This window comes from Novosphingobium sp. KA1 (assembly GCF_017309955.1).
Classification (GTDB): domain Bacteria; phylum Pseudomonadota; class Alphaproteobacteria; order Sphingomonadales; family Sphingomonadaceae; genus Novosphingobium.
The window spans coordinates 1,107,483-1,131,075 of sequence record NZ_CP021247.1; the positions used below are offsets into that span (position 1 = coordinate 1,107,483).

Sequence of the window (23,593 nt, forward strand, 5' to 3'; positions counted from 1 at the left end):
CCGTAACCATGACAAGGCGCCCAAAAGGCCAAATCCAAGAAAAAACCCCGCCGGATCGCTCCGGCGGGGTTTTTCATGGGGCTGCGAAGCCGGGGGAAGGCAAGCTTACGCTTCGCCTTCACCTTCGGCCTGATCGTCACCCTTGATCAGGTAATCGCCGGCATCGGCGTCCAGACCATGGGTTTCACCCTCGACGATCGCCAGCGGATCGTTGCCGATCGCCGCTTCCGGACCCTGGGCCAGTTCGGCGGCATGCTCTTCTTCCGCCGAGTTGGCAGCGATCAGAGCTTCCTGCATGCGGCGGTACGAAGCGCGCAGGGCAGCGTCCCTGCTCGACGCGGCGACGCGCATGCGGTTCATGCCGGCACCGGTACCCGCCGGGATCAGGCGGCCAACGATGACGTTTTCCTTCAGGCCGATCAGGGTGTCCTTCTTGCCTTCGACCGCCGCCTGCGTGAGCACGCGGGTGGTTTCCTGGAAGGACGCGGCCGAAATGAACGAACGGGTCTGCAGCGAAGCCTTGGTGATGCCGAGCAGCACCGGCTTGCCTTCCGCGGGCATCTTGCCCTCGGGAAGCTTGCTGTTGATCTCGAACATCTCTTCGTAGTCGACCTGTTCGCCCGGCAGCAGGGTGGTGTCGCCACCCGCGGTGATCTCGACCTTCTGCAGCATCTGACGAACGATCGTCTCGATGTGCTTGTCGTTGATCTTCACGCCCTGCAAGCGGTAGACTTCCTGGATTTCCGCCACGAGGTATTCCGCCAGCGCCTCGACACCGAGGACTTCCAGAATGTCGTGCGGATCGGGCGAACCCGAGATCAGGTTGTCGCCCTTCTTGACGAAGTCGCCTTCCTGCACGTCGATCACGCGGCTCTTCGGGATCAGGTACTCGATCGGATCACCCTCTTCCGGAATGATCGCGATCTTGCGCTTGGCCTTGTAGTCGCGCACGAACTCGATGCGGCCGGAAACCTTGGCGATGATCGAGTTGTCCTTCGGCTTGCGGGCCTCGAACAGTTCGGCAACGCGCGGCAGACCACCGGTGATGTCGCGGGTCTTGGCGGCTTCGCGGCTGGCACGGGCGATGATGTCGCCCGCTTCGACCGCCTGGCCGTCCTCGACCGACAGCGTGGTGCCCGGCGCCATCATGTAGCGCGCGGTCTCGCCCGACGAATCGTCCAGAAGGGTGATGCGCGGACGCAGGTCTTCCTTCTTCTTCGCGGTGCGCGACGAACGGTCTTCGGTGACGACGCGGCTGGTCATGCCGGTTGCATCGTCGACGTGCTCGGTCAGCGTGCGGGTGTCGATCAGGTCCTGATACTTCACCACGCCCGAGGTTTCGGTGATGATCGGCAGCGAGAACGGATCCCACTCGGCCAGGCGTTCGCCTTCCTTCACCGAAGCGCCGTCGGTGTGGAGCAGCACGGTACCGTAAGGCACGCGGCTGATCGCACGTTCGCGGCCTTCGCTGTCGAACACCACGATCTCGCCGTTGCGGGCCAGCGACAGGCGGCGACCGCGCTTGTCGACGATGGTCGGGATGTCACGATACTCGACACGGCCGTCGCAGATCGATTCCAGGTGGCTGGTTTCGTTGAGCTGCGCGGCACCGCCAATGTGGAAGGTACGCATGGTGAGCTGGGTGCCCGGTTCACCGATCGACTGTGCGGCGATGACGCCGACAGCTTCACCGATGTTGACCGGAGTACCGCGGGCCAGGTCACGGCCGTAGCACTTGCCGCAGACGCCCTGCTGAGCTTCGCAGACCAGCGGCGAACGGATGCGGGCAGCCTGCAGGCCGGTCGCCTCAATCGCGGCCACAGCGGCTTCGTCGAGGAGCTGGCCCTTGGCGGCAACCGTGTTGCCTTCCTTGTCGAGGATGTCCTCGGCCAGGGTACGGCCCAGGATACGCTCGGCCAGCGAGGCGATGGTCGAACCACCCTGCACGATCGAACGCATTTCCAGCGCACGCTCGGTACCGCAATCCTCGATCACGACAACGCAGTCCTGCGACACGTCGACCAGACGGCGGGTCAGGTAACCCGAGTTCGCCGTCTTGAGCGCGGTGTCGGCCAGACCCTTACGGGCGCCGTGGGTCGAGTTGAAGTATTCAAGAACGGTCAGACCTTCCTTGAAGTTCGAGATGATCGGCGTTTCGATGATCTCGCCCGACGGCTTGGCCATAAGGCCGCGCATACCGCCCAGCTGCTTCATCTGCGCCGGGCTACCACGCGCACCGGAGTGGCTCATCATGTAGATCGAGTTGATCTGCGCCATGCGGCCGGTCTCGGGATCGATCGGCTGAGCCTTGAGCTCTTCCATCATGGCGTTTGCCACCTGGTCGCCGCAACGGCTCCAGGCGTCGATCACCTTGTTGTACTTTTCCTGCTGGGTGATGAGGCCGTCCTGGTACTGCTGCTCGTAGTCGGCAACCAGTTCCTTGGTCTCGTTCACCAGGGCTTCCTTCGAATCCGGGATGATCATGTCATCCTTGCCGAAGGAGATGCCCGCCTTGAACGCGTTGCGGAAGCCGAGCGACATGATCGCGTCGGCGAACAGCACCGTGTCCTTCTGGCCGGTGTGACGATACACCTGGTCGATGACGTCACCGATTTCCTTCTTGGTGAGAAGGCGGTTGACGACGTCGAAGGGCACCGTGTGCGACTTCGGCAGGCATTCGCCCAGCAGCATGCGGCCCGGCGTGGTCTCGAAGCGCTTCATGTACTGCTGACCGTTCTCGTCGGTCTGCGGCACGCGGGCCTCGATCTTCGAGTGCAGGGTCACGGCGCCGACGTGAAGCGCCTGGTGCACTTCGGCCATGTCCGCGAACTTCATGCCTTCGCCCGGTTCACCGGTGCGGTCCATCGACAGGTAGTAGAGGCCGAGAACCATGTCCTGCGAAGGAACGATGATCGGCTTGCCGTTGGCGGGCGAGAGGATGTTGTTGGTCGACATCATCAGCACGCGGGCTTCCAGCTGGGCTTCCAGCGAGAGCGGCACGTGGACGGCCATCTGGTCACCGTCGAAGTCGGCGTTGAAGGCCGAGCAGACGAGCGGGTGCAGCTGGATCGCCTTGCCTTCGATCAGCACCGGCTCGAACGCCTGGATGCCCAGACGGTGGAGCGTCGGCGCGCGGTTCAGCATGACCGGGTGCTCGCGAATGACTTCGTCGAGGATGTCCCAGACTTCCTTGCGCTCCTTCTCGACCCACTTCTTGGCCTGCTTCAGGGTCATCGACAGACCCTTGGCGTCAAGGCGCGCGTAGATGAACGGCTTGAACAGCTCGAGCGCCATCTTCTTGGGAAGACCGCACTGGTGCAGCTTGAGTTCCGGACCGGTCACGATGACCGAACGGCCCGAATAGTCGACGCGCTTGCCGAGCAGGTTCTGACGGAAGCGGCCCTGCTTGCCCTTCAGCATGTCGGACAGCGACTTGAGCGGACGCTTGTTGGCACCGGTGATGACGCGGCCGCGGCGGCCGTTGTCGAACAGGGCGTCGACGGCTTCCTGCAGCATGCGCTTTTCGTTGCGGACGATGATGTCCGGCGCACGCAGCTCGATCAGGCGCTTCAGGCGGTTGTTGCGGTTGATGACGCGGCGATAGAGGTCGTTGAGGTCCGACGTCGCGAAACGGCCACCGTCCAGCGGCACCAGCGGGCGCAGTTCGGGCGGAATGACCGGGACGACTTCAAGGATCATCCATTCGGGACGGTTACCCGAATCGATGAACGATTCCACGACCTTGAGGCGCTTGATGATCTTCTTGGGCTTGAGTTCCGACTTGGTCGTCTCAAGTTCCTGGAGAAGGTCCGCACGCTCCTGCTCGAGGTCGAGGTTGATGAGCATGTGCTTCACCGCCTCGGCGCCGATGCCGGCCGAGAAGGCGTCTTCGCCATACTCGTCCTGGGCGTCGAGCAGTTCGTCTTCGGTGAGCAGCTGGTACTTCTCGAGCGGGGTCAGGCCCGGCTCGATGACGATGTAGCTCTCGAAGTAGAGGACACGCTCAAGCTGCTTGAGCTGCATGTCGAGCAGCAGGCCGATGCGCGAGGGCAGCGACTTGAGGAACCAGATGTGCGCGACCGGAGCGGCCAGCTCGATGTGGCCCATGCGCTCGCGGCGCACCTTGGTCACGGTGACTTCGACGCCGCACTTCTCGCAGACGACGCCCTTGTACTTCATGCGCTTGTACTTGCCGCAAAGGCATTCGTAGTCCTTCACCGGACCGAAGATGCGGGCGCAGAAGAGGCCGTCACGCTCGGGCTTGAACGTACGGTAGTTGATGGTTTCCGGCTTCTTGATCTCGCCGAAGGACCAGGAGCGAATACGCTCGGGGCTCGCGAGACCGATCTGGATCTGATCGAAGGTCTCGGGCTTCGCCATCTGGTTGGTGAACTTGGTCAGGTCGTTCATGGTTCAATCCCTCTGGGGGTGAATTCTCTAATCGGACGGAAACTGGGGCGGGCGGAGCGCGGCGGCTCCGCCCGTGATCCCGTTATTCCGCCGCCAGCGCCGTGCCGTCGTCCTCGATGTCGTCGTGGCTCGTAAGCTCGACGTTGAGGCCCAGCGAGCGCATTTCCTTGACGAGAACGTTGAAGCTCTCCGGAATGCCGGCTTCGAAGGTGTCGTCGCCCTTGACGATCGCTTCGTAGACCTTGGTACGGCCGACCACGTCGTCCGACTTCACCGTCAGCATTTCCTGCAGGGTGTAGGCGGCGCCGTAGGCCTGGAGGGCCCAGACCTCCATTTCACCGAAGCGCTGGCCGCCGAACTGCGCCTTACCGCCCAGCGGCTGCTGGGTGACGAGCGAGTACGGACCGATCGAACGGGCGTGGATCTTGTCGTCGACAAGGTGGTGCAGCTTGAGCACGTACTTCATGCCCACCGTGACCTTGCGGTCGAAGCAGTCACCGGTACGGCCGTCGTAGAGGTTCACCTGGCCCGACTCGTCGAGACCGGCGAGCTTGAGCATGTCGGAGACATCCTTCTCGACCGCGCCGTCGAACACCGGCGAGCCCATCGGCACGCCCTTGCGGACGGACTGGGCGAACTCGACGATCTGCTCGTCGCTGCGCGAGTCGATATCGGCGGTGTAGTTGTCGCCGTAGATCTCCTTGAGCAGCTCGCGAACGGCTTCCGGCGGCTGGCCGGCAACCGGGTTCGGGTTGGCCACGCGCCATGCATCCAGCGCCTCGCCGATACGCGCGCCCAGACCGCGGGCGGCCCAGCCAAGGTGCGTTTCGAAGATCTGGCCGACGTTCATGCGCGAAGGCACGCCGAGCGGGTTCATCACGAAGTCGACGGGCGTGCCGTCCTCGAGGAAGGGCATGTCTTCCAGCGGCAGGATGCGGCTGATGATACCCTTGTTGCCGTGACGGCCTGCCATCTTGTCGCCCGGCTGAAGCTTGCGCTTCACGGCAACAAAGACCTTGACCATCTTGAGTACGCCGGGCGCGAGTTCGTCACCGCGTTCCAGCTTCTCCTTGCGGTCCTCGAACTTCTCCTGGATCGCCTTGACGGTGATGTCGTACTGGGTCTTCACCGCTTCGAGCTGCGACTGCATGTGATCGTCCGCAACCGCGAACTTCCACCACTCGTGACGCTCGACCTCGGCCAGCACGTCCTCGGTGATCTCCACGCCCTTCTTGAGGCCCTTGGGCGCCGAAGCGGCAACCTGGCCGAGGAGCATGTCCTTCAGACGGTTGTAGGTGGCGCGGTTGAGGATCGCACGTTCGTCCTCGCGGTCCTTGGCGAGGCGTTCGATTTCCTCGTTCTGGATCGCGCGGGTACGGTCGTCGACCTCGATGCCGTGACGGTTGAACACGCGCACGTCGACGATCGTGCCCGAAACGCCCGGCGGCAGACGCAGCGAGGTGTCACGGACATCCGAGGCCTTTTCACCGAAGATGGCGCGCAGGAGCTTTTCTTCCGGCGTCATCGGGCTTTCGCCCTTGGGGGTGATCTTGCCGACCAGGATGTCGCCCGGGTGCACTTCGGCACCGATGTAGACGATGCCCGCCTCGTCGAGGTTGCGCAGGGCTTCCTCGCCGACGTTCGGGATGTCGCGCGTGATGTCTTCCGGCCCCAGCTTGGTGTCGCGGGCCATCACTTCGAACTCGTCGATGTGGATCGACGTGAACACGTCGTCCTTCACGATGCGCTCGGAGATCAGGATGGAGTCTTCGTAGTTGTAACCGTTCCAGGGCATGAACGCGACGAGCACGTTGCGGCCCAGGGCCAGTTCGCCGAACTCGGTCGACGGGCCGTCGGCGATGGTATCGCCGGCCTGCACGACTTCGCCCACCTTCACCAGCGGACGCTGGTTGATGCAGGTCGACTGGTTCGAACGCTCGAACTTCTGCAGACGGTAGATATCGACGCCCGACTTGCCGGGTTCGATATCGCCCGAGGCGCGGATAACGATACGGGTCGCGTCAACCTGGTCGACGATACCGGCGCGCAGCGCCGAGATCGCCGCGCCCGAATCGCGTGCAACCGTCTCTTCCATGCCGGTGCCGACGAACGGAGCGTCCGCCTTCACGAGCGGCACGGCCTGACGCTGCATGTTCGAGCCCATGAGCGCACGGTTGGCGTCGTCGTTTTCCAGGAACGGAATGAGCGAGGCGGCCACCGAGACGAGCTGCTTGGGCGAAACGTCCATCAGCGTGACCTGATCGCGCGGGCTCATCACGAATTCGCCGTTCTGGCGAGCCGAGACGAGTTCCTCGACGAACGAGCCGTCGGCGTTCAGCTCGGCCGACGCCTGCGCGACGGTGTGCTTCTGCTCTTCCATCGCCGACAGGTAGACCACGTCCTTGGTGACGTGACCGTCGTTCACCTTGCGGTACGGGGTTTCGATGAAGCCGTACTTGTTGACGCGGGCGAAGGTCGACAGCGAGTTGATCAGACCGATGTTCGGGCCTTCCGGCGTTTCAATCGGGCAGATACGGCCATAGTGGGTCGGGTGAACGTCGCGGACTTCGAAGCCGGCGCGCTCACGGGTAAGACCACCCGGCCCGAGCGCCGAAACGCGGCGCTTGTGGGTGACTTCCGACAGCGGGTTGGTCTGGTCCATGAACTGCGAGAGCTGCGAGGAACCGAAGAACTCGCGAACGGCGGCCACGGCGGGCTTGGCGTTGATGAGGTCGTTCGGCATCACGGTCGACACGTCGACCGAGCTCATGCGCTCCTTCACGGCGCGCTCCATGCGGAGCAGGCCGACGCGGTACTGGTTCTCGAGCAGCTCGCCCACCGAACGCACACGGCGGTTGCCGAGATTGTCGATGTCGTCGATTTCGCCCTTGCCGTCCTTGAGGTTCACCAGTTCCTTGACCACGGCGAGGATGTCCTCGACGCGCAGGGTGGTCACGGTGTCCTCGGCATCGAGGCCGAGGCGCATGTTCATCTTGACGCGGCCGACGGCCGAAAGGTCGTAGCGGTCGGCGTCGAAGAACAGGCCTTCGAACAGCGCTTCGGCGGTTTCCTTCGTCGGCGGTTCGCCCGGACGCATGACCTTGTAGATCGCTTCCAGACCCATGTCGCGGTTCTCGGCCTTGTCGGCCTTGAGCGTGTTGCGGATCCAGGGACCGGTGTTGATGTCGTCGATGTCGAGCAGGTCGATCTGGTCGATGCCGGCGCGGTCGAGCGCGTCGAGGTTTTCGGGCGACACCTCGTCGCCGGCCTCGATGTAGATGCGGCCGGTCGACTCGTCGATCAGGTCCTTGGCCGAATAGCGGCCGAAGATTTCCTCGGTCGGGATCAGCAGTTCCTCAAGACCGTCCTTCTGCGCCTTGTTGGCGGCACGCGGGCTGATCTTCTGTCCGGCGGGGAACACGACTTCGCCCGACTTGGCGTCGACGATGTCGAATGCCGGCTTGGCACCGCGCCAGGCTTCGGCCTGGTACGGCAGCTGCCAGCCGCCCGAACCACGCTTCCAGGTCACGGTCTCGTAGAAGTGGTTGAGGATCGCTTCGCTGTCGAGACCCAGACCGAACAGCAGCGAGGTGACCGGCAGCTTGCGCTTGCGGTCGATACGCACGTTGACGATGTCCTTGGCGTCGAACTCGAAGTCCAGCCAGGAACCACGGTACGGAATAACGCGGGCAGCGAAAAGATACTTGCCCGAGGAGTGCGTCTTGCCGCGGTCGTGGTCGAACAGGACGCCCGGCGAACGGTGCATCTGCGATACGATGACGCGCTCGGTGCCGTTGATGAAGAAGGTGCCGTTCTCGGTCATGAGCGGCATGTCGCCCATGTAGACGTCCTGCTCCTTGATATCGAGGACCGAACGGGTCTCGGTCTCGGCATCGACTTCGAACACGATCAGGCGCAGCGTGACCTTCATCGGGGCCGCGTAAGTGATGCCGCGCTGGCGGCACTCGGTCACGTCGTACTTCGGCTCTTCCAGCTCGTAGTGCACGAAGTCGAGTTCGCTGGTGCCCGCAAAGTCACGGATCGGGAAGACCGAGCGCAGGGTCTTCTCGAGGCCGGAAACATAACCGGTCGCCGGGTTCGAACGCAGGAACTGTTCGTAGCTCTCGCGCTGCACCTCGATGAGGTTGGGCATCTGGACGACTTCGTGGATGTCGCCGAAGATCTTGCGGATGCGCTTCTTTGCAGAGCGTACGTGTGCGGGCTTGGTGGCCATGAGCTGGTCTTTTTGCCTCTTCGGTTCGGGGCCGATTCGCGATGAACGACCCCTTGAAAATCTCGTCTGCGAGGACGTAATCCCTGCTGCAAAAGCAGGGCACCCGAAACGCCAAAAGGCCGCCCGGCACGCGCGGAATCCCTGACGGAATGCCCATTGCGGCCAGCAGCCTGATGCATCGGATGAAATCCCGAAGGCCTCCTTCCCGGGCATGCCCCCGCGCATGGGCAGCCTTGCTCGAGGCCATCGAGCGAGGCGACCATATAGGGGCCGGGCCACCCACTGTCAATTTGGCCCACCGGGATCCGCCACCTCCCGCCGCAGTACACAGCCCTGCTGCCAACGCCGCCTTACCGGGAAACAATCATGAACATATCGTTTTTCAATATTATCGATTGACGATAAGCGCGAATCGACTTATTGAATATCGATATCGAACATATCGGAGAACGACCAATGACCCAGTCGCAGATGCACAAGGCCTCCCGCCCGCTCGCCGCGGGGCTGGCCGCACTCCTGACCACCGCCTTCTGGCTGCCGACCGTCTCAGCCCCGGCCGAAGCCGCGGACCACCGGCCGATCGCCGCCGAAACGGGCACCCACGTCACCATCGTCATCGCCGCGCCTTCCGCGCCGGCACTGATGTAATCCTGCCGAAAGAGGGGCAAGCAAACATGACCTCCACCATGCAATCGATCACCCGCGACCCGCTGCTGGCCGTCGCCAAGGGGCTCCTGTGGTTCCTGATGGCCAGCATGATCATCGCCGTCGCCGCCTGCCTCCTGGCCATTCCACTAATGCTGCTGTTCCAGGACGACATCTCGGCACAGATCGCCAAGGACATGCCCCTCGTGATGCCGCAGTTCTTCTGGGTGGTCAGCGCGATCCTGGTTTTCGCCGCACTCCTGTGCGGCATCCTGTTCCGGGTGTTCCAGCTTCTGAAGCGCATCGTCGGCACCGTCGGCGAGGGCGACCCCTTCGTGCCGGACAACGCCCGGCGCCTTACCCAGATGGCGTGGCTGACGCTGGCCGTGCAGTTGCTCGGCGCCCCGCTTGCAGGCCTTGGCGCGATGATCAACAGGATCGGCGAGGGCCATACCCGCATCGACACGATCGGCGGCATTTCCGGCAACGGCCTGCTGCTGATGCTGATCCTGTTCATCCTCGCCCGCGTCTTCCGCAAGGGGGCGGAGATGCGCGCTGACCTCGAAGGAACCGTGTGATGGGCGATGACAGCAACGAAGGAGGCAATATCGTGGTCAAGCTCGACGACCTGCTCTACGCCCGCCGCATGACGCTGACCGAACTGGCCGAGCGCATCGGCATCACCCTGGCAAACCTGTCGATCCTCAAGACCGGCAAGGCCAAGGCGATCCGCTTCTCCACCCTCGAAGCGATCTGCCGGGAACTCGATTGCCAACCGGGTGACCTGCTGGGCTACGCCAGCGAGCAACCGGCCGCCGCGCCCGCAGAGGCCTGAAAGCTGGCCTGAAAGCTGGCCCGAAAGCCGGGCCTGAGAGCCGGGACCGACTCACTTGACTCCGAGGGCGCTTTGCGGCAAAGGCGCCCTCGAACCGTTGGGCCCCGGCCCTTCGTTCATCCGTCCGAGACAGTTGGTGCTCCCGATTTTGCGGGTGCTTAATTTCCAGCCTAGACGGGGAACAGGAAATTTTCCGGCCCTCGCTCCTTATGAAGCGTGGTGCCCTATTCGGGTTTCACCCCGAAGAACTCCTTCCCCATCGCCAACGGACCCGCTCGAAGCGCATCAGCGCTTCGGACAAACGTAGCCGGCCGTGCGGAACGCAAGTTCCAAACGGTCACATGTGAAGGAGTAAGGCATGGATCGTTTGCAGAAAGCCGATTCGGTCGCCCAGCTCAACGCGGTCTTCAACGAGGTCGGCGTGGTGGTCATCACCCGCAACCTCGGCATGTCGGTGGCCCAGTCCACCGCCCTGCGCGGCAAGATCCGTGAAGCCGGTGCTACCTACAAGGTTGCAAAGAACAGTCTTGCCAAGCTTGCCATCGCGGACACCGACTACGTCGGTATCGGCGACTTCCTGACCGGCCCGACGGCCATCGCCACTTCGGTGGACCCCGTCGCAGCTGCCAAGGCCGTCGTCGACTTCGCCAAGACGACCGACAAGATCGAGATCGTCGGCGGCTCGATGGGTTCGCAGGTTCTGGATGCGGCTGGTGTCAAGGCTCTCGCCTCGATGCCCTCGCTCGACGAACTGCGCGCCAAGCTCATCGGCCTCGTTCAGGCTCCGGCGACCAAGATCGCCCAGCTGCAGACCGCTCCGGCGGCCAAGCTGGCGCGCGTCTTCGCTGCCTACGCCGACAAGGCTGCTTGAGTTCAAGCTTAAGCAATTCATTTCGTAACGATTTATCCCGGCGGACCGCATCCAGCACCCCGGGACCACAGATCAGGAGTTATTATCATGGCCGATATCGCCAAGCTTGTTGAAGAACTGTCGCAGCTGACCGTCCTCGAGGCCGCTGACCTCGCCAAGGCTCTCGAAGAAGCATGGGGCGTTTCCGCCGCTGCTGCCGTTGCCGTGGCTGCTGCCCCGGCCGGCGAAGCCGCCGCTGTTGAAGAAAAGACCGAATTCGACGTGATCCTCACCGGCGACGGTGGCAAGAAGATCAACGTCATCAAGGAAGTCCGCGCCATCACCGGTCTGGGCCTGGCTGAAGCCAAGGCTCTCGTCGAAGGCGCCCCGAAGGCCGTCAAGGAAGGCGCTTCGAAGGCTGAAGCCGAAGAAATCAAGAAGAAGATCGAAGAAGCCGGCGGCACCGTCGAGCTCAAGTAATCTTCTTCTCGGGTTCTTCCGAGCAGAAAAAGGAAAGGGCGGCCTCTCGGGGCCGCCCTTTTCGTTTGTGGCGTGCGGAGCTGCCCATCCGCGCATGATCATGTCCGCTTGACCCGGCACGACCATTTCCATAACTCGATATATAACTTGATATGGAGATTCTCATGACCGACGTCGTGGCCCGGTTGGGCGGTATTCTTCTCGGCAGCCGCATGAAGCGCCTGGCCGAACGCCTGCAAGGCGATGCGGCGCGGATCATCGAGGACACCGGCCTCGGCATCCAGCCCAGCCAGGTCCCGCTGCTGACCGCGCTCGACGACGGCGACATGACGGTGGGACAACTGGCCGACGCGGTCGGCTCCAGCCAGCCCGGAGTGACACGCGCGATTGGCCAGCTTGTCGAACTCGGCCTGGTCGAAGCCAGGTCGGGCGCGGACCTGCGCCAGCGGCTTCTCTCGCTAACCCCGGCCGGGAAGTCCGCGATGGCGCGGGTCAAGCTGCAGGTCTGGCCCGGCATCGGCCGCGCCGTGGACGAGATGTGCGAGGGACGCACCTCCGAACTGCTGCAGCACATCACCCGGATCGAGATGGCCTTGAGCGAATCCTCGATGGTGGAACGCCATGCCCGCCTCGGCCAACCGCGCCTGACGGTTCGCGAATTCTCCGACCAGCTCGCCCCCGAATTCCACGACATCAATGCCGAATGGATCGAGGCGATGTTCCGCCTCGAACCCACCGACCGCGAGGTACTGGAAAACCCTCGCGCGCGCATCCTTGATCCGGGGGGCACGATCCTGTTCGTCGAGGCAGAGGGGCTGGGTATCGTCGGCACTTGCGCGCTCCAGAAAACCGGCGCGCATGCCTTCGAACTGACCAAGATGGGTGTGCGCTCCTCCGCGCGCGGCCTGAAGGCGGGCGAGTTCCTGCTGGGCGCAATGATCGCCCGGGCCCGCGAGATGGGCGCCGATCCGCTCTACCTGCTCACCAACAGGAAATGCGAAGCGGCGATCCATCTCTATGAAAAACTGGGCTTCCGCCACGATGCCGGAATCATGGAGCGTTACGGAGCGCGCTACGAACGCTGCAACGTCGCGATGATCCATCCGCTGTGAAACGGGTCATCCGGCGTTCAGCTTCCCGGTCGCAGCTTGCGTCCGGTAAAGGACGAGTCACAAAGGAGCTTGCCCTCTCATGCGAATGCGTTCGAGCAAGATGCGGACGAAGGGGTTTCAGGCGAGAAAGTACCTGCTGGGCGCTGCCGCTCTGGTCATTCTGGGCGCCGGCGCAGCCGAAGCCGAATCCGCCGCCGCAAGACTGCACACGATGAACGTCAATGCCCCTGACGGCTCGATCGTGCAGGTCCAGTATTCCGGTGAGGTCGCTCCCAAAGTCGAGGTCGTTCCCGCCGACCGGGTCCAGTCCGCAGCCATGCCGGACATGGCCGATCCCTTCGCCGCCATGGACGCCATCGCGGCAATCATGGACGCGCGCATGAATGACATGATGCAACAGGCGGCAATGATGCAGGCCCATGCGGCCAGGATGCAACAACAGGCCGCCGCCCAGGACGCCCCCTCGGGCGGATCACCCCTCGTCATGACCGGCGTCATGACCGGCGACATGCCGAAAGGCGCGCAGGTGACGTACTATTCGACAAGCACCGACGCCAACGGCTGCACCCGCGCGGTGTCCTACAGCTCCGACGGTTCGGGCACCGCACCAAAGATCACACAGGCGGCGTCGGATAGGTGCGAGGCGGTCAGCCCCTCTACCAGGACAATCCCGGCCAAGGTCGAAAGGCCGGCGGAACCACCCAGACAGGCCATGCCCGCCACCACGATCTGAAACCCGAAATCATCCCCGGCCTCGCCATCCCCTACCCCCGATGAGGTCCGGAAGAGAGGGCGCCACCGCATCCCCCCCGCGGCGGCGCCCTTTTCCTATGCAGCCCGACTACTTCTGCTTTTCGAGGTAATCGATGATCTCGGCGCGCTTCACGGGATCGGGAACCGCGATCACCATGCGTGTGCCCGGCACCATCTTCATCGGCCCCTGCAGCCACGTATCGAGCGCCTGGCGATCCCAGGTTATGCCGGACTGGCGCAGCGCCGAACTGAACGGGAAACCGGCGACATCGCCGGCCTTGCTGCCAACGATGCCGTGCAGCGTCGGCCCGACGCCGTTGCGCCCGGCCTCCACCGAGTGGCACGACCGGCAGATCGCGAATGCCGGGGGCGCCGTCTCCGCGCTGCTGGTCGCTGCAGGTTCGGGCTGCGTCGTCGTGGCAGACGCCGCCGACGGCTTTTCGTTCCCCGACGCGCTGCCGGATTGGCTGGCGGAATCCCCGCCCGATCCTCCACAGGCCGCTAGCAGCGCAAGCGGCGCGATGGTGATCATCGACTTCAGTTTCATGCGGAAGCTCCAAAACCTGGCCTGACCTGTCGGTCCTTTTCGGCGACGTTCCGTATTATGTCGGGACCTTGAAGGGAAGTGACTGATCCAGCGCAAATCCGCTTTCGTTCATGGTCCCAAACGCCTATCGCCCGGCGACCATGGCGACACGTGACCTGCCCTCGACCTTCCGCACCGAACTGGCGGCCACCCTGCGCCTCGCCGGACCGCTGGCGCTTGCCAACCTGCTGCAGATGGCGGTCTTCGCCACCGACGTGATCTTTGTCGCCCGGCTTGGCCAACTGGCACTGGCCGCCTCGAGCCTTGCCGTTGCCATCGTTGCGCTGCTGGCGATGGGCCTCAACGGCGTTACCGGCGCGGTCGCCCCGCTGATCGCCGCAGAAATCGGCCGCCGCCACAACTCGGTGCGGGAGGTGCGTCGCTCTACCCGCATGGCGCTGTGGATCGCGGTGCTGATCGGTGCGGCCTGCATCGGCCTGTGCTTTTTCGGCGGCGCCTTCATGCGGCTGACCGGGCAGGCACCCGAAGTGGTCGCACTGTCCGGCCACTTCATCCGGGTGATCGCGATCGCGATCGTGCCCATGGCGGTGGCCAACGTGTTGCGCACGTTTGTCTCCGCGCTGGGACGGCCGTTCTTCGCCACGGCGATTACTGCCTTGTCCATCCTCGTCAACGTGCTGGGCAACTACACGCTGGTCTTCGGCCACTTCGGCTTCCCGGCACTGGGCCTGACCGGCTCGGCGCTGTCGAGCATTCTTACCGCCTGCATGACCGTCATCGCCTATGCCCTGGCCATCTCGGCCGACCGCAAGCTGCGCCGCTACCACGTGTTCGGCCGGATGTGGCGGATCGAGACCGAACGCATGCGCCAGATCCTCGCGCTCGGTCTGCCGATCGCCGCCACGCTGATCGCCGAGGGCGGCCTGTTTTCGGGCGCCGCCTTCCTGATGGGCCGGATCGGCGAGGCGCAGCTGGCCGCGCACACCGTCGCCCTGCAGATCGCCGCCTTCGCCTTCCAGGTGCCGTTCGGCGTCGGCCAGGCCGCAACGATCCGCGTCGGCTATCACTACGGCGCGGGCAACAGGCACGGCGTCGGCCATGCCGGCAGCGCAGCGATCGCGATCTCGATGGCGTTCATGATCGTCTCGGCCTCGACCATGCTGGTGTTCCCGCGCTTCATCCTCTCGGCCTATGTCGACGTGAGCGCCCCCGAGAACGCGGTGCTGGTCGCCTTTGCCCTGCAGTTCCTGTTCGTGGCAGCGATATTCCAGCTGACCGATGGCTTGCAGGCCGTCGTCGCCGGCGCCCTGCGCGGCATTCAGGATACCCGCGTGCCGATGATGATTGCCCTGTTCGGCTACTGGGTGGCGGGCTTCGCGACCTCTGCCGCGCTTGGCCTGTTCACCCCGCTGGAAGGCGTTGGTGTGTGGATCGGCCTTGCCGTCGGCCTGACCGCCGCGGCCATCCTGCTGCTGGTGCGCTGGCACTGGCGCGAGCGGTTTCACCTCGCGCCGCTATGAGGCTGGAAGCGAGACCGTCATGCACTCGTCTCATCCCGCACTTACACCGACCTGAAATTTTTTGACGGGTCATCGCTTGACGAGACCCCGAGGCCGAACCATATCCGCGGCCGTTGGCACTCTGCATGCCAGAGTGCCAATTCCAGTTTCTTGCCCTTTTAGTTCGTAGGATAAGGGAGAATCCCATGACTTTCCGCCCGCTGCACGACCGTGTTCTCGTGCGCCGCGTCGAGGCCGAAGAAAAGACGGCCGGTGGCATCATCATCCCCGACAGCGCCAAGGAAAAGCCGGCTGAAGGCGAAATCGTCGCCGTCGGCACCGGCGCCCGCGCTGAAAACGGCACCATCACTCCCCTCGACGTCAAGGTTGGCGACCGCGTGCTGTTCGGCAAGTGGTCGGGCACCGAAGTCAAGGTCGGCGGTGAAGACCTGCTGATCATGAAGGAATCGGACATTCTGGGCGTGATCGGCTGATCACCCGAATTTCCGCGTTTTTCATATTTTCTGGAAGGATTTAAAACATGGCAGCCAAGGACGTAAAGTTCGGCCGCGACGCGCGTGAACGCATTCTCGCCGGCGTCGACACCCTCGCCAACGCCGTCAAGGTGACCCTGGGCCCCAAGGGCCGCAACGTCGTGATCGAGAAGAGCTTCGGCGCTCCCCGCATCACCAAGGACGGTGTTTCGGTCGCCAAGGAAATCGAACTCAAGGACAAGTTCGAGAACATGGGCGCCCAGATGCTGCGCGAAGTGGCCTCGAAGGCCAACGACGCAGCCGGTGACGGCACCACCACCGCGACCGTTCTCGCCCAGGCGATCGTGCGTGAAGGCATGAAGTCGGTTGCCGCCGGCATGAACCCGATGGACCTCAAGCGCGGCATCGACCTCGCTGTCGGCAAGGTCATCGAGAACATCAAGGGCCGCTCGAAGGCCGTTGCCGGTTCCTCGGAAATCGCCCAGGTCGGCGTGATCTCGGCCAACGGTGACACCGAAGTCGGCGAAAAGATCGCCGAGGCCATGGAAAAGGTCGGCAAGGAAGGCGTCATCACCGTCGAGGAGGCCAAGGGTCTCGAATTCGAACTCGATGTCGTCGAAGGCATGCAGTTCGACCGCGGCTACCTCTCGCCCTACTTCGTCACCAACCCCGAGAAGATGACGGTCGAGCTCGAGAACCCGTACATCCTCATCCACGAGAAGAAGCTGTCGTCGCTCCAGGCGCTGCTGCCGATCCTTGAAGCCGTGGTGCAGTCGGGCCGTCCGCTCCTCATCATCGCCGAGGACATCGAGGGTGAAGCCCTTGCCACGCTCGTCGTCAACAAGCTGCGTGGCGGCCTGAAGATCGCTGCCGTCAAGGCTCCGGGCTTCGGCGATCGCCGCAAGGCCATGCTGGGCGACATCGCCACGCTGACCGCCGGCGAGATGATCTCGGAAGACCTCGGCATCAAGCTCGAGAGCGTCACGCTCGGCATGCTTGGCCAGGCCAAGAAGGTCACCATCGACAAGGACAACACCGTCATTGTCGACGGTTCGGGTGCCGCTGACGACATCAAGGGCCGCGTCGAGCAGATCCGTGCCCAGATCGAAGTCACCACCAGCGACTACGACCGCGAAAAGCTCCAGGAGCGTCTCGCCAAGCTGGCTGGCGGCGTGGCCGTCATCAAGGTCGGCGGCGCGACCGAAGTCGAAGTGAAGGAACGCAAGGACCGCGTCGACGACGCTCTCCACGCGACCCGCGCTGCCGTCGAAGAAGGCATCGTCCCCGGTGGCGGCACCGCGCTGCTCTACGCAACGCGCGCCCTCGATGGCCTGACCGGCGCCAACGACGACCAGACCCGCGGCGTCGACATCGTCCGCAAGGCGATCACCGCTCCGCTGAAGCAGATCGCCGAGAACGCGGGCCACGACGGCGCCGTCGTCGCCGGCAAGCTGCTCGACGGTTCGGACGAATCGCTCGGCTTCAACGCCGCGACCGACGTTTATGAAAACCTCGTCGCCGCCGGCGTCATCGACCCGACCAAGGTCGTGCGCACCGCGCTGCAGGATGCGGCTTCGGTCGCCGGTCTCCTGATCACCACCGAAGCGGCGATCAGCGAAAAGGCCGACGACAAGCCCGCCATGCCGGCGATGCCCGACATGGGCGGCATGGGCGGCATGGGCGGTTTCTAAGGGGCGGCTTCTAAGCCAACCACGTCACCGACGCGAATTGGGGCCGGAGAGAGCGATCTCTCCGGCCCTTTTCGTTTGCCGCCCGCCCGACGATGCCTGACGAAGCCTGGCGAGGCCCGAGAAGGACTTGCAATCCTGCCCACGCGAATCCGAATCCATCGCGAAACCGACAGGATCATGCCGGTTCCCGCAATTGCCCGCATGGACCATGCAGTTCGTCGCGTGGCTCTGGCGTTTTGCCGAATCCGTATTAACTCTTGGGGAACGGATAAAAAGCTAGGGTAGTTCTGCATGATCGGGGCAGACAAACTCGTTGCGCGGTGCCTTGCCGGCACGCAGCGCTTCTTGAAGGTCGCAACACTTGTCGCTGCCGGCGCGGTTTCGCTCGCGCCTGCCCATGCGGGCAACATCGACGAATTCCAGGAATCCTTTGATTCGGTGTTCGGCACCGAACAACGTGCGCCGCGAACGTTCTCGAACGATTTCGAGCGGCGTCTGGCCGGCGTTGCCGAAGCCTCGCAGGGACGCATCGGCGTGGCCGCGGTGGACCTCTCCACCGGCCGCACCGTCGATGTGCTGGGCAGCCAGCGCTTCCCGATGGCCAGCACCAGCAAGGTTGCCATCGCCGCCACTTTCCTGGACGGCGTGGACAAAGGCAAGTGGAGCCTGTCGAGCGAATATCCGCTGATGATCCCGGTCGCCTCGGCGCCGTTCTCCAGCCCGATCGCCCCGGTCCGTCCCGGCGCCTACATGTCGGCCCGGCAACTCCTCGAACTGATGATCACCCGGTCGAACAACTATGCGACCGATGCCCTGCTCAAGGTCGTCGGCGGCCCCGCCGCCGTCAATGCCTGGGTCCGCCGCGCCGGGATCGAGGACTGGCACATCGACCATGACATCGCCACGCTGGTACGCGACGACGGCGCCATCAATCCCGCCAAGGTAGTCGACAAGCGTGACAGCGCCACCCCGCTGGCCATGGTCGAACTCCTGACCGGCATCTACCAGGGCAAGTGGCTGACCCCAAGCAGCCGCAGTGTGCTGATGGGCGCGATGGGCCGCTGCGTCACCGGACGCAACCGCATCCGCGCCGGCCTGCCCAGCGGTGTCACCGTCTCGCACAAGACCGGCTCGCTCAACAACACCTCAAGCGACATCGGCTTCATCGAGACCGCGGACGGCCGCGCCTATGCTGTGGCCATCTACGTCACGGGCCAGGGCAGCCGCCCGGCCCGCGAAGCACGCATCGCCAGCATCGCCCGCACACTCTACGAAGGTTACCTGGCCGACGCCGGCAGCTACCGCCGCACCGCCTCGGCGCGCTGAGAGTAGATATTCCCAAACGAAAAGGCCCGCCGGATCGCTCCGGCGGGCCTTTTCGTTTGGGGCTGGCTGCCCGGACCGAAGCCCGGGCTTGTCACCTCAGTGCCTTAACCCTCAGTGCTGGGCCGAGGAATCATGCGGTTCGTTCTCCGCATTGGTGACATCGGCCGCAGCGGCGGCAGCATCGGCAGCGGTGTCGTCGAGGGTCTTCTCGGCAGACTTGGCGGCTTCGCTGGCGGCATCCTTGGTGTCGTCGGCAGCCTGCGCGGCCTTGTCACCCGCGGCGTCAACCGCATCGCCCATGTCGTCAGCGGCCTGCGAGACGTCCTCGGCAGCCGAGGTCGCGGTGTCGCTGGCGGCATCCTCGGTCTTCTGCGAGCAGGCGGCGAGCGAAAGCGCCGCGGCAGCGACAGTCACGGCGATCATGGTCTTGCGCATGTGTTCAGTCTTCCCTCTTTGCTGAAGTCGTCGCCGGTGGCCGCACGCAGCTGCCTGGGGGGCCGGTTCCGCTTCCTGACAGGTCGCGCAAGGATTAGGCCTCGTGCGCGTGCGTTTCAAGCATGCGCTCCCAAACGGCGGACAGGCGATCCGGTTCCCGGTGGATAGCGAATTATGCCCATTCCCTTTTTCGAGAGCGGTGCTGACGCGCCGCGCGGGCGCTGCTACGGATCGTGCCATGGATTCCAAGCAGCATCTCTATCTCGTCGACGGCTCGGCCTACATCTTCCGCGCCTATCACCGCCTGCCGCCGCTGACCAACCCGGAAGGAACGCCCGTGGGCGCGGTCTACGGCTATACGACGATGCTGTGGAAGCTGGCCGAAGACCTCAACAAGGCCGACGGACCGACCCACCTCGCGGTGATCCTCGATGCCGGCAGCCATTCGTTCCGCAACGACATCTACGAGGACTACAAGGCCAACCGGCCCCCGCCGCCTGAGGATCTCGTCCCCCAGTTCCCGCTGATCCGCGACGCCACCCGTGCCTTCTCGCTGCCCTGCATCGAGGAAGTGGGCTTCGAGGCGGACGACCTGATCGCCTCCTACGCCCGCACCGCCACCGCGCAGGGCTGGGACGTGACTATCGTCTCGTCCGACAAGGACCTCATGCAGCTGGTCGGCAAGTGCGGCATCGGCGGCGGCTGCGTCGACATGCTGGACACCATGAAGAACCAGCGCATCGATATTCCCGAAGTGATCGAGAAGTTCGGCGTACCGCCGGAAAAAGTGGGTGACGTACTGGCACTGATGGGCGACTCGGTCGATAACGTGCCGGGCGTCTTCGGCGTCGGCCCCAAGACCGCGACCAAGCTGATCCAGGACTACGGCGACCTCGAATCCGCGCTCGCCGCCGCGCCCGCGATGAAGAAGTCGAAGCTGCAGGAACGCCTGATCGAACAGGCCGAGCAGGCGCGCCTGTCGAAGGTGCTGGTCACGCTCAAGGAAGACTGCACGCTGCCGATGGCGCTGGAGGACTTCAAGCTCGACGCCATTCCGCCCGCCCCGCTGGCCGAATTCCTCGGCAGGCACGGTTTCACCAGCCTGCTGAAGCGCCTCGACGGCGGCCACGGCAGCCCCGAACGCGCGACCCAGCTCAATCCCGCCAAGCCGGTGACCGCCGCTGGCGGCCCGACCGAAGGCGCCGCCCGCCAGCCGCTGCCCGAATGGCCCGCCATCGACCATGCCGGCTACGAATGCGTGCAGACGGTGGAAGCGCTGGAACGCTGGATCGCCAAGGCCGCCGCCGCCCACGTCGTGGCCGTCGATACCGAGACCTCGATGCTCGATTCGATGCAGGCCGACCTTACCGGCGTCAGCCTCGCCATCGGCCCCAACCAGGCCTGCTACATCCCGCTCGGCCATGGCGGCTCGGACATGTTCGCCGAAAAGCCCGAACAGGTTCCGCTCGATACCGCGATCGCGCTGCTGAGACCGCTGCTGGAAAGCGATGCCGTCCTCAAGATCGGCCAGAACATCAAGTACGACCTCAACGTGCTGGCGCGCTACGGTATCGCTGTCGCACCGATCGACGACACCATGATCGTCAGCTTCTGCCTCGATGCGGGCCGCTCGGTCGACGGAATCGGCGGCGGCCACGGCATGGACGAACTGTCCCAGCGCCACCTGCTGCACACGCCGATCGCGTTCAAGGACGTCTGCGGCACCGGCAAGAAGGCGATCCCCTTCGGCGAAGTGCCGCTTTCGCGCGCCACCGAATATGCCGCGGAAGATGCCGACGTCACCTGGCGCCTGCACGCCCTGCTCAAGCCGCGCCTGTCCGATGAAGGCGGCACGCGCATCTACGAGCGGGTCGACCGCCCGCTGATCCCGGTCGTCGCGCAGATGGAGCGCCACGGCGTCAAGGTCGACCGTGAAAAGCTGGCCGAGCTTTCCAGCCAGTTCGCCGAAGCCATCGGCGCCCTGGAGGCCGAGATCCATGCCAGGGTCGGGCAGGAATTCACCATCGGCAGCCCCAAGCAGCTGGGCGAGATCCTGTTCGACAAGCTCGGCTACAAGGGCGGCAAGAAGGGCAAGAGCGGCCAGTATTCGACCGACCAGTCGGTGCTCGAAAAGCTGGCCGGCGAAGGCGCCGACGTCGCCACCAAGGTGCTCGAATGGCGCCAGCTGTCCAAGCTGCGCTCGACGTATACCGAGGCACTGCAAGCCGCGATCAATCCGAAGACGCAGCGTGTCCATACCAGCTACAGCCTGGTCGGCGCCCAGACCGGACGCCTGTCCTCGACCGATCCGAACCTGCAGAACATCCCCATCCGCACCGAGATCGGCCGCCAGATCCGCGACTGCTTCGTGGCCGAGCCCGGCCATGTCCTGCTCGCTGCCGACTATTCGCAGATCGAACTGCGCCTTGCCGCGCACATGGCCGACGTGCCCAGCCTCAAGGAAGCCTTCGCCAATGGCGAGGACATCCACGCCCGCACGGCGATGGAGATGTTCGGCCACGTCGACCGCGACACCCGCGGGCGGGCCAAGACGATCAACTTCGCGATCCTCTACGGCATCTCGCGCTGGGGCCTTGCCGGCCGTCTCGGCACCGAGGCCGACGAGGCGCAAGCGATGATCGACCGCTATTTCGAACGCTTCCCGGGTATCCAGCGCTATATCCACGAAACGCTCGAGACCGTGCGCGCCAAGGGCTATTCGGAGACCCTGTTCGGCCGCAAGACCTGGTTCCCGCGCATCAATTCCAAGAACGGCGCCGAGCGTCAGGGCAGCGAACGCGCGGCAATCAACGCGCCGATCCAGGGCACCAGCGCCGACATCATCAAGCGCGCGATGGCCCGCATGAACCCGGCACTGGCCGAGGCCGGGCTCGGCCATGTCCGCATGCTGCTGCAGGTGCACGACGAACTCGTGTTCGAATTGCCCGAAGCCGACGTGGCTGCCGCCTCAGAAGTGATCCGCAGGGTCATGGCGACGGCGGCGGAACCGGCGGTGAAGCTGGACGTGCCGCTGGGCGTGGAGATCGGCCACGGGCTGAGCTGGGGCGCGGCGCACTAGGTCGTAAACTCCGCTAAAACGAGGACCAAGGGGAACTTGCTGCGCCGCAGCATCGTTCCCCCCTCATGACCAAGCTGATCGAACGCTACGTCGGCGTGCTGCCAGACTGGGCCGCGCAAGTCCTTATCGCGGTGATTGCAGGCGCCTTGGGCGCGGCCATCGCCCTTGCGGCACACTTCGTGCTGTTCCGCATACTGCGCCGCATCGTCACGTCCAGTACCAGCCAGTCCGACGACATTCTCGTCGCCCGTCTCGCCCGCCCGACGCGCTGGGCCTTCATGGCCATGGGTATCGTGCTGGCCGCCCGGCAGACCCCGGCGCTCAGTGATTTCTGGGAACGCGTCGCCGGTTTCGTGATGCCGCTGCTGACCGGCTGGATCGCCATTGCCATCCTCCACGCGCTGGTCGATGCCATGACCCTGCGCGCCGACATATCGGTGGAGGACAACCGCAGCGCCCGCCGCCGCCGCACCCGCCTTGCCATCCTCAGCCGCATCGCGACTTTCGTGATCGTGTTCCTGGTGGTCTCGCTGATGCTGTTCTCGATTCCCGGCGTGATGAAGGTGGGCGCCACGTTGATGGCCTCGGCCGGTCTTGCCGCGCTTGCCGTCGGTGCCGCCGCCCAGCCTGCCCTGAAGGCGCTGATCGGCGGTTTCCAGATGGCATTGACCGAACCGATCTCGATCGACGACGTCGTCATCATCGACGGCGAATGGGGCCGGATCGAGGAAATCCGCACGACCTACGTCGTCGTCAATCTCTGGGACCAGCGCCGGCTGGTCGTGCCCACCACGCGCTTCCTCGAGGATACCTTCCAGAACTGGACCAAGACGACCTCCCAGTTGCTCGGCACGGTGATGCTCTATCTCGATCCCGCCACAGACATCACGCCGCTGCGAGAAGAATATACCCGCGCCGTCACCGCCCATAGGCTGTTCGACGGCCGCGCACAGGTGCTGCAGGTCACCGACCACAGCGCCCAGGCCATGGAAGTACGCCTGCTGATGAGCGCGCGCGACGGGCCGACGCTGTTTGACTTGCGCTGCGCGATGCGTGAACACATGCTCGACTGGATCCGCCGCGAGATGCCTGAAGCCCTGGTGCGGCGCCGCACGCTGCAAGTGGCACCAGTCGAACTGGCCGCCGGGCCCTCGATCTCCGAAGCCGTCGCCGATCTTGGCGCGCGGCGCGCCTCCCGCTAAA

The 23,593-nt window shown here is 64.4% G+C and carries 17 protein-coding genes; 13 read left to right on the forward strand and 4 right to left on the reverse strand.

Annotated features, from left to right (window positions below; translation table 11 throughout):
- Positions 1–105 precede the first annotated feature (105 nt).
- The gene (gene rpoC, locus CA833_RS05540; RefSeq protein ID WP_142637046.1) at positions 106–4,410 is read right to left on the reverse strand and encodes a DNA-directed RNA polymerase subunit beta'; all 4,305 of its coding nucleotides are present in this window, start codon (positions 4,408–4,410) and stop codon (positions 106–108) included.
- Between the two features lie 82 nt (positions 4,411–4,492).
- The gene (gene rpoB / locus CA833_RS05545; RefSeq protein WP_142637044.1) at positions 4,493–8,644 is read right to left on the reverse strand and encodes a DNA-directed RNA polymerase subunit beta; all 4,152 of its coding nucleotides are present in this window, start codon (positions 8,642–8,644) and stop codon (positions 4,493–4,495) included.
- A 456-nt stretch (positions 8,645–9,100) separates the two neighbouring features.
- On the opposite strand from rpoB, the gene CA833_RS05550 reads away from it, so the two are divergent.
- From CA833_RS05550 to CA833_RS05580, 7 genes are all read left to right on the forward strand, one after another.
- Positions 9,101–9,292, forward strand: coding sequence for a hypothetical protein (locus tag CA833_RS05550; protein WP_207079482.1), 192 nt, complete (start codon positions 9,101–9,103; stop codon positions 9,290–9,292).
- A 26-nt stretch (positions 9,293–9,318) separates the two neighbouring features.
- On the forward strand, positions 9,319–9,867 hold the full coding sequence (locus CA833_RS05555; RefSeq protein ID WP_242526284.1) for a DUF2975 domain-containing protein: 549 nt from the start codon (positions 9,319–9,321) through the stop codon (positions 9,865–9,867).
- Complete coding sequence (locus tag CA833_RS05560; protein ID WP_207079483.1) at positions 9,867–10,124, forward strand: helix-turn-helix transcriptional regulator; 258 nt, start codon at positions 9,867–9,869, stop codon at positions 10,122–10,124. The genes CA833_RS05555 and CA833_RS05560 overlap by 1 nt, the downstream gene beginning before the upstream one ends.
- A 358-nt stretch (positions 10,125–10,482) precedes the next feature.
- Positions 10,483–10,995, forward strand: coding sequence for a 50S ribosomal protein L10 (rplJ, locus tag CA833_RS05565; protein ID WP_142637037.1), 513 nt, complete (start codon positions 10,483–10,485; stop codon positions 10,993–10,995).
- Between the two features lie 87 nt (positions 10,996–11,082).
- A complete protein-coding gene (gene rplL / locus CA833_RS05570) occupies positions 11,083–11,454 on the forward strand; it encodes a 50S ribosomal protein L7/L12 (protein ID WP_021232876.1) in 372 nt (123 codons plus the stop codon).
- Positions 11,455–11,618: 164 nt separating this feature from the next.
- Positions 11,619–12,566 carry a bifunctional helix-turn-helix transcriptional regulator/GNAT family N-acetyltransferase gene (locus CA833_RS05575; RefSeq protein WP_207079484.1) on the forward strand — a complete coding sequence of 316 codons (948 nt, stop codon included), beginning with the start codon at positions 11,619–11,621 and terminating at the stop codon, positions 12,564–12,566.
- 79 nt (positions 12,567–12,645) lie between these two features.
- A complete protein-coding gene (locus tag CA833_RS05580; RefSeq protein WP_242526285.1) occupies positions 12,646–13,299 on the forward strand; it encodes a hypothetical protein in 654 nt (217 codons plus the stop codon).
- A 108-nt stretch (positions 13,300–13,407) separates the two neighbouring features.
- On the opposite strand, the gene CA833_RS05585 is transcribed toward CA833_RS05580, so the two are convergent.
- Positions 13,408–13,866, reverse strand: a complete 459-nt coding sequence (locus tag CA833_RS05585; protein WP_242526286.1) for a cytochrome c family protein — start codon at positions 13,864–13,866, stop codon at positions 13,408–13,410.
- A 140-nt stretch (positions 13,867–14,006) separates the two neighbouring features.
- Here CA833_RS05585 and CA833_RS05590 point away from each other — a divergent pair, with 140 nt between their 5' ends.
- The 4 genes from CA833_RS05590 (at position 14,007) to bla (ending at position 18,876) form a co-directional block, all read left to right on the forward strand.
- Complete coding sequence (locus CA833_RS05590; RefSeq protein WP_207079485.1) at positions 14,007–15,386, forward strand: MATE family efflux transporter; 1,380 nt, start codon at positions 14,007–14,009, stop codon at positions 15,384–15,386.
- A 185-nt stretch (positions 15,387–15,571) separates the two neighbouring features.
- Positions 15,572–15,859 carry a co-chaperone GroES gene (gene groES / locus CA833_RS05595; protein ID WP_086492655.1) on the forward strand — a complete coding sequence of 96 codons (288 nt, stop codon included), beginning with the start codon at positions 15,572–15,574 and terminating at the stop codon, positions 15,857–15,859.
- A gap of 47 nt (positions 15,860–15,906) precedes the next feature.
- Positions 15,907–17,550 (forward strand): chaperonin GroEL, encoded by a 1,644-nt coding sequence (gene groL, locus CA833_RS05600; RefSeq protein ID WP_142637031.1) that lies wholly within the window; start codon positions 15,907–15,909, stop codon positions 17,548–17,550.
- Positions 17,551–17,841: 291 nt separating this feature from the next.
- Positions 17,842–18,876: a class A beta-lactamase gene (bla, locus tag CA833_RS05605; protein WP_142637030.1), complete on the forward strand. Its 1,035-nt coding sequence runs from the start codon at positions 17,842–17,844 to the stop codon at positions 18,874–18,876.
- A gap of 111 nt (positions 18,877–18,987) precedes the next feature.
- Here bla and CA833_RS05610 read toward each other — a convergent pair whose 3' ends face one another.
- A complete protein-coding gene (locus tag CA833_RS05610) occupies positions 18,988–19,311 on the reverse strand; it encodes a hypothetical protein (protein ID WP_142637029.1) in 324 nt (107 codons plus the stop codon).
- A 238-nt stretch (positions 19,312–19,549) separates the two neighbouring features.
- On the opposite strand from CA833_RS05610, the gene polA reads away from it, so the two are divergent.
- Both polA and CA833_RS05620 read left to right on the forward strand, forming a co-directional pair.
- Positions 19,550–22,390, forward strand: coding sequence for a DNA polymerase I (gene polA / locus CA833_RS05615; RefSeq protein WP_207079486.1), 2,841 nt, complete (start codon positions 19,550–19,552; stop codon positions 22,388–22,390).
- Between the two features lie 65 nt (positions 22,391–22,455).
- On the forward strand, positions 22,456–23,592 hold the full coding sequence (locus CA833_RS05620) for a mechanosensitive ion channel family protein (protein ID WP_142637027.1): 1,137 nt from the start codon (positions 22,456–22,458) through the stop codon (positions 23,590–23,592).
- The last annotated feature ends 1 nt before the right edge of the window (position 23,593 follow it).